The organism is Butyrivibrio hungatei NK4A153 (assembly GCF_000424465.1).
Classification (GTDB): domain Bacteria; phylum Bacillota; class Clostridia; order Lachnospirales; family Lachnospiraceae; genus Butyrivibrio; species Butyrivibrio hungatei_A.
On the sequence record NZ_KE384195.1, the window covers coordinates 187,896 to 201,089 of the forward strand.

Genomic DNA, 13,194 nt, shown 5'->3' on the forward strand with positions numbered 1-13,194 from the left:
GCCAGAACACAAAAAGAGATCCTAAAAATTCGTGAAAAATCAATTTTTCTATCTGCATCAGATGACATCTCAAATGAAAGACATTCATATATCCCGTCTTTTACCTTTCTGCATGTAAATGCACAATCAGCTTCATGCACAGGTACATTTGCTGAAAACATAATTTTTCCACCACTAAACTCGCAATAAGATTTTACATTTGGCATATACATATAATCGCCCATCATCAAGTCAAAATCTTTCACTATTTTGTACTCTTCTGCTTTTAAAAAGAATGTCTCTTCTTTAGGCAATACATGGTTTTTTCTATAAATATTTCCAAACAACGCTATAAGAAAAAACAGAAACGGAATACCCATAACAATTGTAATAGTAGACTCATCCCACTTACTTGCATTAAAAATACCCAAACTATAATGTGTTTTCAAATAAAATAAAGCAACTAATCCGGCTATAACTGAACATGCTGATAGAAGCAACATAATTTTTGGTATATTTTCCGAGTAGTTTTTTAATGGAATAATGTGGTATATATACGCAAACATAATCACTATTAATTCCCATGCTATTATCATTGATGCAGTTACTATAAACATACCTTTTACCACATAGCATTATTTTTTATTAATGCCCTTTATACAAAATATTACTCTCCGTAGAACTCAGACAGTTTCTCAATGAACTCTGTCCTACTCTCGTCTTCAAATCCGCGAAACAACACCTTTTCGATATCCTTATGCATGAACATAAACTGTGATTCTCCGCCAAGATTTCCTTCAGGATAAAGAACTCCTATGTAATCATATTCCTGCTTAGTCTCAAGGTTCTGCTGCTTAACTCCAAAAATCATAAGCGGATGCTTTGAATCCCTGAGCCATATTACACTGCCGATTGGCAGTAAATCTTTTACTTTAATGTCCATTTCTTACCTCACCTTATTTGATAAAACTGAAAATTCCTGCAAGAATTATCAAATACCCCGTTATTTTCATCAATATTGCACCTATGCCTTTAGCACCTTTAAACAATTTTAATCCACCAATTCCGAATAAACTCAAACTCAAAAAAGAAGTCAACCTCCCTATAAGATCAATATTGAGTTCCGGTGCCTGTGATAACCAAATCATTGCCAAAGCAAAATCCACAGCAATCAGTATAAAGAAAACAATCTGAATTATTTGTGCAAGCCTAACTTTTATATCTTTATTTAAGATTTCATATGACAAACATTCATATATTCCGTCTTTAACCATTCTGCATGTAAAATTACAATCGACATCCTGCTCCGGTACACTTCCTGTAAAAACAATTTTTCCACCTTCAAATTCACAATATGCCTTCACATTTGGCATAAAAAAATAATCACCCATCATCAAATCTAAATCTTTTACTATTCGATAATCTCCAGCTTTAAATATAAATGTTTCTTCTCTATTTTGCGAAGCTTTTCTATTAAAAAAGAATCGTAATATTGACATGAGAAAGCACAAAAAAAGCAAAAAAAGTATAATCAAAATTCCTTTCTCATCCCATTTACTTCCATCAAACATTCCTGAATTATAATTAATCTTCACGTAAAAATAAGCAAAAGCCCCAAGCATAACAGAACACGAAGATAATATTATTTGCACTCTTGTAATAGTTCTTGAATAATTTTTAAGTGGAATAACATGGTATATATAAGCAGACATAACAACTATTAATTCCCAAGCTATTATCATTGATGCAGTAACTATAAACATATTTGCCCTCTATCTTTCCTTAATAATTTTTTTCACCAAAAGCTCGTTATAAAACCATTATACGAAATAGATTAAAAGTTCACTCTTTACTTTCAAAACAGTTATCTGAGTGCAGCACTATCACACAGCAAGTCTGCAACATTCTCTCCAACATCTTTTCCTGTAAAATACTTGAAACCTTCATTTAATCCCCATACAGCAGCAGCACTGAGTGCAGTAACCGCAATAGCCGGCGCTGCTGAACCAATCACTGTTGCAACTACTGCTCCTGTAAATGCTGTTGTTGCAAATGTTAAAAATGTATCCGTTGCCGTTTCAATTACTGTCTCAGCGGCAACTCTTTCGTTTGACATCTCTATACCGGACTGACGTGCCAACTTCTGTTCTGCAACATTATCCACGGCACTAAACGCAATGTCAGCAACTACTCCAAGCCATTTCACTCCGGCCTTGAAATTTTTCACCCTTGCGGCTGCCTCCGCTTCATCTGCTAACATTTCCATTGCATCATCAGATAAATCATTTTGTATTGCAGAAATAACAGCTTTTTGGCGAGCTTGTCCAACACTTTTAAATAAATACGAGTCAAGATCAGACTTTAATGATCTTCTTGCTATTTCAGCACCACTTACATTTACTAAATCATCACCTTCTTGTGAAATTGATTTTATAAAACTTCCCTTCTCAAATTTTGTATAAAGCGTTTTATTCGCATCAGCAAATATATTATCTTTATTTTTTTCAAGTCCAGAAGTAAATACTGCTGTTCCAGTCCAATTTGCGGCTGTAGTTTCAAAGTCTTTCATAAACTTATAGCCTGCTTTTGTTCTGGCTTTCATATCATCGCCGGAAATGACCATATTAACTATATCATTAAACGTCTTTCCAATCGGTCCGACTGATCCAATGATACTCTGAACCAATCCTTTGCCGTCAATCTTTCCTTTAACTACTTTTCCAACAAGTTGCTTTTGAGCATCAGGATGCAGTTCTTCAAGAACCGCAGCAAAAGTCTCCGCTTCAGTTGCAGATATTTCGGTGGCTTGAGTGTTCAATACTTCTTTCAAAGCCTCAAGATTGTATGCGCCGTTTTCATCTTTCCATCTTTCTTTGCACTTATCTGCAATAGAAACATCATTGTATAAGTTTTCAAACCCGGCCTTCCATGAGTCTTTAAGCACAAAAGGGCCTGTTTTCTCAACAAAATCTGTAGGCAAAGAATCCATTCCTTTATCGGCAGCATTTCTGTATGATTCGCTATCCAAAAACAAATTTGTCGTTGCATTGTTTATCTCATCAAACTTCCTTTCACGAGATTCCCAAAACTCCTTCTCTCTGCGATAGCTATCGGCAGCCTGTTTATGACAACGATATTCATGTCTCCAATAATGCTTTTCTTCCGGCGAAACTCCATGTGATCTACTTTCACACTCATCAGCTGCTTCACGCTCCCTACGCTCGTTTTCTGCTGCTCGCCTTTTACTTGGCAGGATTACTCTTCCGTCCAAAACAAGCCCTTCTGTAAGGAAGGATTTAAGAGTTTTATTGTCTACAATATCGCTATCATTTGCTGTTATTATCGCACCGATAAGTATTACAATCGCTTCGCAAAATTTAAAAAAATTATCCCCTGCGTTTCCCTTGCATACAAGCTTATTAGCTGATTTATATACATCTCTTATACCATTTAATTTTACATTACTGTCTGATAACTTACTTATTGATTCATCGCACTGAATATTCAGTTGATTCATATCCAAGAAATCACTCTCTACCATTTTTTACTCCTCTGTTCCGATATTATTTACTATACACTGCACGTTAGATTACAGTCTGTTTATGGAGTCCCATTTGAATTACTTGAAGTTCCATTCGCAGAACTCGACGGTGCTGTATACTGATATTTTGGAGAAAGCTGTCCTGAAGTTCCATTCGCAGGGTTCGACGGTACAACATACTGAAATGTCGTTTGAATTCCCTGCTTAGCCGCTTCATCAGCATCTATAAAGCTTTGCCTCATAATTGCAATGTTTTCACTTTCTTTGGATGTCTTGTCCTGTTTTTTTATTCGAATATACTTTTCCCTATCAATCGCACTATGAGCATTTTTATTTGCAACTATCGTACTTTTAACATCCTTTTTCCCTTCGTTAAAATTCATGCCTAAAATGCTTCCCTTAGCAATAACTGATACTTTGAAATTTTCAAGCTCCTCATAATCAATTTTAATTTCCGGTGATAGACCTGCCATTTTCTCACTCTCCCTATATTTTAAATTTTATTTATCCCCCGTAATAATAAGTTCATTTATATAATCTTTGAAAAAAATCACATAAATCAACTCATTAAAAACAAAAAATCTCATGAATATAGCAAAATCAGGTTACAACAGAAAACCCGTTGTAACCTGAATTAAGGTTTCCATGTTATCCACGGAACTGAGAAGCAATATCGTTATCTGTCTCTTCTACGATTGTAGCTGTAGAATCAAGTGCAGATGCGATCTCTCTGATAAGCTCTTCAGCCTTAATAAATCCGGGCTTAAGCTCCTCATAACGTGCTGCGTATGACTCGCTTGCAGCACCTTCCCACTCAGACTGAAGCTGTCCAAGTAAGCTGTCCATCTTTGAGATGACTCCGTTTACTGTATCAGCCTCTGTGCGGTACTGGCCTGCTCTCTCTCTCATCTGGGCAGGTGTAATTCTAATCTGGTTTGCCATAATTTTATCCTCCTTGTGGCATAAATAGAATAAATATGCTAACTCGTTTCCAAGTAGCTAACTGAATTTATAGGACTCTTTCCTTTTCGAGTACAAATAATCTGCTTTCAAATCCTATGTTTTATATGTTGTGAATATGTTGTTTGCGCGTTTGCTTTTTATTCACATTTAAAATATCCAGGCTTTATTATTACATGAGTTTTTGCCGTTGTAAAGGGGTTTTTTTTACGAAATTTTACAAATATTTGTTAAACAATGTGTTAACTTAATATATTTTTCAAGACGCATTAACTTAATCTGACTACATTTTTTGTTAAGCTATAAATTAAGTTTACATTTTTGAGTCAGCCTTAATATCATAAAAGAAAATCGAAAAAACAAACCCATGCTGCCCCCAAAAGACTGCATGGGTTTCAAATATTATTTCAAAGTATTAGTCAAGCGGATACTTATCTGTGAGCTTCTTGATGATAGCACGTGCTTCATCATTCTTCTCACCCTTGTTCTTGATAACAACGGCGATGGCTTCAGCAATCTGATCCATATCTTCTGTGTTCATTCCTCTTGTTGTTACGGCAGGAGTTCCGAGACGGATTCCGCTTGTAACAAAAGGAGACTGCTGCTCATTAGGGATAGTATTCTTGTTGGCTGTGATATGAGCATCATCAAGCCATGCCTCAACTTCCTTACCTGTAAGGCCGAAGTTTGTGAGGTCGACAAGCATAAGGTGGTTGTCTGTACCGCCTGATACGATCTTAACGCCTCTCTTCATAAGGCCGTCGCAAAGAGCCTTTGCATTTGCAACAACGTTCTTTGCATACTCTGTAAATTCAGGAGAAAGAGCTTCCTTGAAGCAAACAGCCTTAGCTGCGATAACATGCTCAAGAGGGCCGCCCTGGATTCCGGGGAATACAGCCTTGTTGATTTTGAACTTGTCCTGAGCAGACTGATTCCAAAGGATAAGTCCTCCTCTGGGTCCTCTGAGTGTCTTATGAGTTGTTGTTGTAACAACATCCGCATAAGGGAAAGGACTGGGATGAACACCTGCAGCAACAAGACCTGCAATGTGTGCCATATCAACCATGAGGATTGCTCCGCATGCGTCAGCAGCTTCTCTGAACTTCTTGAAATCTATTGTTCTGCAGTATGCAGATGCACCTGCAATAATAAGCTTGGGCTTGTGCTCTACGGCGAGTTTGTACATCTCTTCGTAGTCAAGCACTCCGTTATCATCAACTCCGTAAGGAACTACCTTGAAATATGTTCCTGAAATGTTAGCCGGGCTTCCGTGAGTAAGATGTCCGCCCTGGCTGAGATTCATACCCATGATGGTATCACCGGGCTGCAAAAGTGCAAACTGAACAGCCAGATTAGCCTGTGCACCTGAATGAGGCTGAACATTTGCATAATCGCAATGGAAGAGCTCTTTTGCTCTCTCGATGGCGATCTTCTCAACTTCATCAACTACGTGACATCCGCCGTAATATCTTTTTCCCGGCAATCCTTCAGCATATTTATTTGTAAGCGGGCTTCCCATTGCAGACATAACAGCCTTGCTGGTCCAGTTCTCCGATGCGATAAGCTCGATATGATTATTCTGGCGCTCGACTTCCGCCTCAATCAATGAAGCGATCTCAGGGTCAATCTTTCTGACTTCATCCAATGAATACATTTCAACTCCTCCGAAATAATTGGTTAAATTCGACAATTTAATGTGTTAAAGCAACATCTTGCATATCGTACCATATATATGAAAAAAATGCTATAATGTTGGGGATTAATTATTTTTTTAACAGAGGACGCATATGTATTACTGTATAATCAACCCATCAGCAAGATCCGGAAAGGGAAAAGACATTTGGACCGGCCTTGAATATAAATTTATTTCTGCGGGAATCGAATACACTCCTGTCTTCACGGAAGGTCCCGGACACGCATCGAAACTGATGTCACAGTTCATCACATCTGCAAGCGAAGAAGACTATCCAATAAAAGTTATCGTCCTTGGAGGCGACGGAACGCTCAACGAAGCAATAAACGGAATAACCGATTTTGAAAAAGTAATTGTCGGCTACGTGCCTCTCGGTTCAAGTAATGATTTCTCAAGGGATCTTAGCTATCCGAAAGAATACGACGATCTTCTTGAGCGCATAATAGACGGCAAAGTCATAAGAACCCTCGATATAGGAAAACTCACCTACGGTTCAATGACAAAACCGATATCCAGATTATGTAAGACAACACCTGACAAGGTCAGATATTTCGGCGTAAGCTCGGGAATAGGATTTGACGCAGCGGTATGCGAAGAAGCCCTCTCATCGGGAACAAAGAATTTCCTTAATAAAATGGGACTCGGAAAGCTGACCTACGGAATAATCGCAATAAAACAGCTGATAAAAGCAGATAAGATACCGTGCGATATTGAATTTGAAAACGGCAAACAGATACATTTGTCACACTTCTTATTTATCGCATCAATGATACACCGCTACGAAGGCGGCGGATTTAATTTTGCCCCGAAGGCAAGTCTGACCGACGGCAAATTTGACCTATGCATTGTGGGCGATATGAAGAGGGCAAAAATGATGCTTGCTCTTCCGTTCTCATTCTTTGGTCTTCACTACTACTTTAAAGGCGTTTACAAATACAGAACATCCAGAATAAGAATCAAGACCATGCTTCCCATGTGGGTACATACCGACGGCGAAGTTTCGGTGAAATCAGATGACATCACATTGGAATGTTTAAAACAAAAGCTCCGTCTCATGACCTGAGACAGAGCTTTTTATCATTATAATTGTGCTATCTTATTCAATTGTATCTGAAAGCAAGCTTCTCTTCTTTTCTTCTGCAGAAATTCTCCATTGCCGATGTACGGTAATAGAAAATATAGAAGATAACAGCCATCAAGATCGCGGTCGCAACATCATAAACCGAATGCTGCTTCACGAACATGGTTGAAAGAATAATAAGTGTTCCTAAAATGTCACTTGAAATCTTTAATCTCTTATTAAATTTCTTACTTTTTCGGACAGCAATCATGGTTCCGATTGAGTTATATACATGAATACTCGGCCAAAGGTTTGCCGACGTATCTTTGCTGTATATGATCTGCACAAGCGCGGTAAAAATATTATCCCTTGGCATAACAGCCGGCCTTAAGTGCTGTACATTCGGAAAAAGAGTCGATATTACAAGGAACAATGTCATTCCCGTAGTCAGGAAAAAGAAGTTCTTGTAATAATCCTCCACTTCCAACGTCAGTATAAAGAAAACCAGCGTAAGTGATACGTAAAAGAACCATAAATAATACGGAACAATAAACGCTTCTATAAATGGAATCCTGTCATCAAGCGCCGTATGTATAACGGCATAGTGTGAAAATCTGTGTTTCTCTATTATTGAGAACCAGGTAATATACAAAGCACCATACATAAGAAGCGGCATTGCCATTCCGAATACATTCTTTAAATAGCCCTTGTCAGGCTTTTTTCCAACAAGTCTTTCGAATATATCTTTCATAATTTCCTCATAGGTGTATTTGCTATTTCTGCATCTCAAACTACTTTATCACTTTATCGATATTAATTAAAGTGAAAAATTTTCTGCAATAATTTATATCCGGCCAAAGTTATCTTTCTGCCGCCTTTTCCCGGCAAATAAATATATGTGCCTTCAATACTGTATCTGATTCTTACATATAACCAGTAATTCTTGTCCTTGATGTAGTTTAAAAGATCTTTTCTCTTGGCAAGATTTTCGGGCGTATCCTCAGTAATAAGAAGCACCGAAGAAATAGCTGTAATAATCTCCAGATAATTAAACATATATCTGTATCTCTCAGGCTGCGACTTGATCATTCCGATATTCTCAACGTAATAATCAATCATGAGCTTATTTACCCTGATCTGCTGATCGATACGCGAAAGCATGATCTTCTGGTTAACCGACTGGTCCTCACGCCCGATGTAATAATAATAGAAATTAACATCGAGGTAGTACATCGTCTTTACAAAAGGAAGCGGATTGAACACATAAATATTATCTACATAGAATGTGTGCTCAGGGAGCTTTAATCCGCACTGCTTTAAAAGCTTCGTCCTGAATATTACAGAATGCATGAGAAGATAATGTCCCTTGGGAGTTCTCTTTATGTCTTTCCATGAAAAGAGCTCTTCAACAGGAAACATCGTGTTGTAGCGCATAACCTTATGTCTCTTCTCGCCCACTTTGTTATATACAAAATTGCTGATCAAAAGATCAAGCTGAGTATCTCCGCCCGCAAGATCTGCAAGTGTCGACAATATTTTTCTGTAGGCAATCTCTTTTACCCAGTCATCCGAATCAACTACCTTGAAGAAAAGACCTGTAGCATTCTCAAGTCCGGCATTTACGGCACTGCCGTGTCCGCCGTTGGGCTTATGGATTGCTTTTACGATCGTGGGATATTTTGCCGCATATTCATCGGCTATCTCCGCTGTTCTATCCTTTGATCCGTCATCAACGACTAAAATTTCTACATCCTCACCGCCAACAAGCAGCGACTCTATGCATTTAGCCATGTACCCTTCTGAATTGTAGCAGGGAATCGCAACTGAAAGTAATTTCATACTATATTTAACTCCTTAATCTGGTACTTTCATATTTTTCCATCGTTGTCAGGCAGTTTCTAAGATCGTTGTATCTGCCGTCTACATCCCCCTCGTTAATAACAACGCCAACCGACATCGCCATTATATCAATCATATCGTTAGTAATTATCGGATGAAGCTTACACAAAATATCATTCTTTTCGGAAGCAAGGTCTGCGTCCAAAAATTTTATCACAAGCGGATCAAGGTTAAGATCGCGCGCCTCATCATCAATGCTCTTCTCCATAACTTCAGAGCGTTCGTAAGAAGTATCTACTTTAAACTTCGGTGCTGAAGTTACTTTTTTCTCATCACTCATCTTTCCTGCCTCACTAATCTCGTTATCTACTTCATTTTCGGTTTTTGTGGTTTTTGTGACTTCTACAGAATCGTCCGTATCAGCTTTTTCAGCTCTATCAACCTTTTCAAAGCGAAATCTCTGTTCAACATCAGGATATTTCTCCCTGTCGACTTCCGACATGAACATTGAAAGAGGTCTGCAATAAACCGAATAGTCCCCATATAATGCCTGATAGACCACCATTTCTTCCCTTGTCTCGGAATGAATTGCAATAGTGACTATCTGATACATTTTCCCCTTAAAATGTCTGTATAACTCCTGTGGTTTTGGTACCGGTCTTTCCAAAAAAATCTACCTCCCTATAAGCGTAAACAATGTTTAGTATAAGCCCAAAATCGTTCTTTTTCAAATATCATTTAACTTTTTGATCGCGGGTGCAACCTATTATGACCATCTCAACACTGATAATATAATCAAGCTTTCCGGTCTTAACAGCTTCATCATTTGAAGCACACAGTTCAAGCGCATCTCTCAGCTCTTCAATTGTGTAATTGCCTGCCCATCCCACGTATTTACCGACAAGGAACGGTGCCAACCCCACGGCACTTGCAATCTGCGCTTTGTCCTTGTGATTTTGGGTCATCTCTTTTATCTGGAGCATTAAATTAAACTGCCTTGTTATTAGAGCAAGTATCTTTGCGGGTGGTTCCTTAAGCGCAAGAAGATCGTAGTAAAGATTTATCGCCACAGTCCTCTTTCTCTCTACGATTGCATCCGTCATTGCAAAGATACGGCCTGTAAGCCAGTTCGCACATACAGTCTCCACATCTTCATCCGTGATCTCATTTCTGTCTATGCAGTAGCAGACAAGCTTTTCTATCTCGGTACTTATATTTGACATATCTGTTCCGACGCGTCCCAAAAACAGTGCAAGGGCACGTGGAGAGATTGTTTTTCCCTCAGCTTTGAGTTTACCTGCGATCCACCTTCTCAAGGTATCTTCGCTCTGCTCATCGCAGCTGATATCAAGTCCAAGCTTAGATGCAGCTTTATAAATGTCTTTTCTCTTGTCTACTTCCTTCTCAACAAAAATAAAGTAGGTTGTCTCCGACGGTTTCTTAAGATAATCCGCAAGTTCAGGACAACCGTTCTTGAAAAATCCGCTGTTCTCGATAAGTATCACTCTCTTATCGGATAAAAAGGGCATTGTCTCAGCCATATCGATTATCTCAGCCGGATTGCAGCCATCACCCTCGTATCTGGTGAAATTCATTGAAGAAGCGTCTACCCCCATGGCCTTAACAAGTTTATCCTTGTTCTGGAGCCTCAGATAAGCCTCATCGCCGTACAAAAGATAGCAAGGCTTAAAATTCCCGCTTGCTATATCTTCATTTATCTGTCTCTGCTTCACCGGAAAATCTGATGTCTTAACTGCCATAAATAATCACACTCCATTCAATATGTTACCACAAATGCGCCAAAAACTCACCCGAATATATCATTTCAGATGCTCTATTTTTCATTCAGAAATTTCTTTGTTTCCAACACACCGTCTCTTACGTTTATAATGACAGCCCCCGATTCGTCAGTCCTGTATACTTCCGCACCGATATTCTCAAGCCTCTCAAGCGTCTCCTTATGCGGATGACCGTAGGTATTGTTTTCCCCGCAGCTTATGACTGCTATCTTCGGATTTATAAGCTCAAGAAATTCTGCATCAGTCGTATATTTAGACCCGTGATGAGCAACTTTCAGCAAAGTTACATTCTTAAAAATCTGTGGATTGTTTCTTATGGTCTCCTTGATATTCTCCTGCCCTTCCTCCTCCACATCTCCGGTAAAAAGAGCTTTAAACTCCCCTCTGCTCATCAAAAGAACTGTAGAATAAGCATTCGCGCCATCCGTAGTCATTCCTTTATCGGGATTTATGCACAAAAACTTTGATTTTCCCACGGTAATCTCCTCTCCTGTCGAAATATAAGAAACAGGAATGCCAAGCCCCGCTGCTCTCTTCTCAAGTTCTCGGTAATTATCTCCTCTCGATTTTTCCGAAACATCGGGAAGAATCAGTCTCTTTATCCTTATCCCGCCTTTTTCCATATCATCCATTATTTCAAAAAGGCCCGAAATATGGTCGTTATCTTCATGCGTAACAATCGCCGCGTCAAGACTTCCGATTGCTCTGTACTTAAGATAAGGGATTATCGAATACCTTCCGACTTTCTTTTCCGACGTACTTCCACCGTCTATGAGAATCCGCTCTCTTCCGTCTTCGATCACGATGCCGTCGCCCTGCCCGACATAAAGTGTAGATATCATCAGCTCAGGTTTGGGGCTGTATATCAAAACAGCGACAGCTATTGCTATCAAAGCCCGCCTTATGTTTTTTTCCATATTCGATGATATATGAATGTTTCTAATTCTGCCTTTTTGGAAAAAGAGCGCCAGTCCTGCAATCATACAATAACATGCGATTTTAATTTCGCCCGCATGACCTATGTATAGAGTATTCCCCGGAAAATCAATCTGAACTCCGCATACGCCTTTGTAAAAAAGAAGTATCAAGTGCGCAATGATTCCAGGAACCGTTCCCGGAACACCTGCTGTAAAAAGGCAGAAAATCCCCATGACCATCAGCACACTTACAAGCGGAATTATTATCATATTTGATATTAAAGAAAACAGTGGATATGTGAAATAATACAACATATATATCGGTAAAGTGGAAATCATGATAGAAAAACCAAGAATAAGCCCCGAACAGATTGCCTGATTCATTTTGTGAAAGACATTATCATCATCGCCTGAAAACTTAAGCTTTCCGCTCTCTCTTTTCTCAAAAAGCTTTTCAAGAGCCGGTCTTACGACCGTAACGCCTATGACAGCACAAAAAGAAAATAAAAATCCGCTGTTATATAAATAGAGCGGACAATCAAGAACCAGCAGAATCTCGGCTATAGCAAGTCCCGATAAAATATCATATGTTCTCCCAAGGAACGGAGCAAGCAACCTTATTGTAAACATACATATCGCCCTGAAAGAAGACGATCCGACACCGCACATCTCCCCATACAGATACATTACAGCTATCGGAATCACCGTATAAAATACCGGCTTAATCTTGCACTTTCGAAGCGCTTTATAAAGTCCCATTCCGATTATGGATATATGAAGTCCGCTAACGGCAAGAATATGCATTATCCCACTGTTTTTATACATATCCTTTATATCATCATCCATAAAGGCCTTATCGCCCAGGATCATAGCCTTTAACACGGCCGAATCGTCATCACTGAGCACAGGATTCCGGTCAAGATTCTTTTCCAAAAGCATCTTGAGATCATAAAGTCTCTCCCGAAGAACATCCTCTCTTCCGTCCGTCTCCGTAATTTCAGCATTATATAATTTAAAAGCAATCTTCAAGGTCGCATAGTACAAGCGACTGTCAAATCCTCCGGGATTTCTTACTTTCTTAAACGACGTAAATTTCCCTCGTATCTTAACGTGCTCGCCGACAGAAGGGACATAAACATCTCCCTCTTTTAAACTGCACATTACATATTTCATTTTTCCGATTGAGATATTCTGTGGAACCACATAAATAACATAAAGACTTTCACCTGACTGATCGGGACGGGCTTCTTTCCTTGCCACAACGCCGGTAACCAAGCCCGTTTCCCCATCTTGACGATCAGGTAATTCATATAAATAATTCGTAAAAGAAATTCTAAGATAAATAAAGACAATCGCCGTAATGACCAGTGCAACCGGACACAACGGTCTTTTCACTTATATAAAAC

The 13,194-nt window shown here is 39.0% G+C and carries 13 protein-coding genes; 1 reads left to right on the top strand and 12 read right to left on the bottom strand.

The annotated features are described in order from the left end of the window. The 7 genes from G628_RS19015 to glyA form a co-directional block, all read right to left on the bottom strand. Positions 1-596, bottom strand: a 596-nt coding sequence (locus tag G628_RS19015) for a hypothetical protein (RefSeq protein WP_034500936.1), incomplete at its 3' end; no start/stop codon positions are given. A gap of 50 nt (positions 597-646) precedes the next feature. Then, entirely contained in the window at positions 647-922 is a 276-nt protein-coding gene (locus tag G628_RS0112750; RefSeq protein ID WP_196803765.1) for a DUF4176 domain-containing protein, read from the bottom strand. A gap of 13 nt (positions 923-935) precedes the next feature. Further along, positions 936-1,742 carry a hypothetical protein gene (locus G628_RS0112755; protein WP_027209302.1) on the bottom strand — a complete coding sequence of 269 codons (807 nt, stop codon included), beginning with the start codon at positions 1,740-1,742 and terminating at the stop codon, positions 936-938. Between the two features lie 101 nt (positions 1,743-1,843). Next, on the bottom strand, positions 1,844-3,520 hold the full coding sequence (locus G628_RS0112760) for a hypothetical protein (RefSeq protein ID WP_027209303.1): 1,677 nt from the start codon (positions 3,518-3,520) through the stop codon (positions 1,844-1,846). A 59-nt stretch (positions 3,521-3,579) separates the two neighbouring features. Next, positions 3,580-3,993, bottom strand: a complete 414-nt coding sequence (locus G628_RS0112765) for a TIGR04197 family type VII secretion effector (protein WP_027209304.1) — start codon at positions 3,991-3,993, stop codon at positions 3,580-3,582. 175 nt (positions 3,994-4,168) lie between these two features. Continuing rightward, positions 4,169-4,462: a WXG100 family type VII secretion target gene (locus G628_RS0112770; RefSeq protein ID WP_026654369.1), complete on the bottom strand. Its 294-nt coding sequence runs from the start codon at positions 4,460-4,462 to the stop codon at positions 4,169-4,171. A gap of 433 nt (positions 4,463-4,895) precedes the next feature. Then, positions 4,896-6,134 (bottom strand): serine hydroxymethyltransferase, encoded by a 1,239-nt coding sequence (glyA, locus tag G628_RS0112775; RefSeq protein WP_027209305.1) that lies wholly within the window; start codon positions 6,132-6,134, stop codon positions 4,896-4,898. Between the two features lie 133 nt (positions 6,135-6,267). Between glyA and G628_RS0112780 the strand changes: the two genes are divergently transcribed. Then, entirely contained in the window at positions 6,268-7,236 is a 969-nt protein-coding gene (locus tag G628_RS0112780) for a diacylglycerol/lipid kinase family protein (protein ID WP_026654367.1), read from the top strand. Between the two features lie 37 nt (positions 7,237-7,273). Here the strand turns inward: G628_RS0112780 and G628_RS0112785 are convergent, their stop codons facing one another. The 5 genes from G628_RS0112785 to G628_RS0112805 form a co-directional block, all read right to left on the bottom strand. Then, positions 7,274-7,984: a phosphatase PAP2 family protein gene (locus G628_RS0112785; RefSeq protein WP_026666943.1), complete on the bottom strand. Its 711-nt coding sequence runs from the start codon at positions 7,982-7,984 to the stop codon at positions 7,274-7,276. Between the two features lie 62 nt (positions 7,985-8,046). Next, a complete protein-coding gene (locus tag G628_RS0112790) occupies positions 8,047-9,072 on the bottom strand; it encodes a glycosyltransferase family 2 protein (protein ID WP_027209306.1) in 1,026 nt (341 codons plus the stop codon). Positions 9,073-9,079: 7 nt separating this feature from the next. Further along, positions 9,080-9,685, bottom strand: coding sequence for a DUF1653 domain-containing protein (locus G628_RS0112795; protein WP_081670730.1), 606 nt, complete (start codon positions 9,683-9,685; stop codon positions 9,080-9,082). A gap of 121 nt (positions 9,686-9,806) precedes the next feature. Then, positions 9,807-10,832: a DNA polymerase III subunit delta gene (holA, locus tag G628_RS0112800; RefSeq protein ID WP_051199201.1), complete on the bottom strand. Its 1,026-nt coding sequence runs from the start codon at positions 10,830-10,832 to the stop codon at positions 9,807-9,809. Positions 10,833-10,906: 74 nt separating this feature from the next. Beyond that, positions 10,907-13,183 (bottom strand): DNA internalization-related competence protein ComEC/Rec2, encoded by a 2,277-nt coding sequence (locus G628_RS0112805; RefSeq protein WP_081670722.1) that lies wholly within the window; start codon positions 13,181-13,183, stop codon positions 10,907-10,909. Positions 13,184-13,194 lie beyond the last annotated feature (11 nt).

Bases quoted from the DNA above. Each gene is read 5' to 3' on its own strand.
- G628_RS0112750 (WP_196803765.1), bottom strand. From the start codon at position 922: ATGGACATTAAAGTAAAAGATTTACTGCCAATCGGCAGTGTAATATGG.
- G628_RS0112755 (WP_027209302.1), bottom strand. From the start codon at position 1,742: ATGTTTATAGTTACTGCATCAATGATAATAGCTTGGGAATTAATAGTT.
- G628_RS0112760 (WP_027209303.1), bottom strand. From the start codon at position 3,520: ATGGTAGAGAGTGATTTCTTGGATATGAATCAACTGAATATTCAGTGC.
- G628_RS0112765 (WP_027209304.1), bottom strand. From the start codon at position 3,993: ATGGCAGGTCTATCACCGGAAATTAAAATTGATTATGAGGAGCTTGAA.
- G628_RS0112770 (WP_026654369.1), bottom strand. From the start codon at position 4,462: ATGGCAAACCAGATTAGAATTACACCTGCCCAGATGAGAGAGAGAGCA.
- glyA (WP_027209305.1), bottom strand. From the start codon at position 6,134: ATGTATTCATTGGATGAAGTCAGAAAGATTGACCCTGAGATCGCTTCA.
- G628_RS0112780 (WP_026654367.1), top strand. From the start codon at position 6,268: ATGTATTACTGTATAATCAACCCATCAGCAAGATCCGGAAAGGGAAAA.
- G628_RS0112785 (WP_026666943.1), bottom strand. From the start codon at position 7,984: ATGAAAGATATATTCGAAAGACTTGTTGGAAAAAAGCCTGACAAGGGC.
- G628_RS0112790 (WP_027209306.1), bottom strand. From the start codon at position 9,072: ATGAAATTACTTTCAGTTGCGATTCCCTGCTACAATTCAGAAGGGTAC.
- G628_RS0112795 (WP_081670730.1), bottom strand. From the start codon at position 9,685: ATGTATCAGATAGTCACTATTGCAATTCATTCCGAGACAAGGGAAGAA.
- holA (WP_051199201.1), bottom strand. From the start codon at position 10,832: ATGGCAGTTAAGACATCAGATTTTCCGGTGAAGCAGAGACAGATAAAT.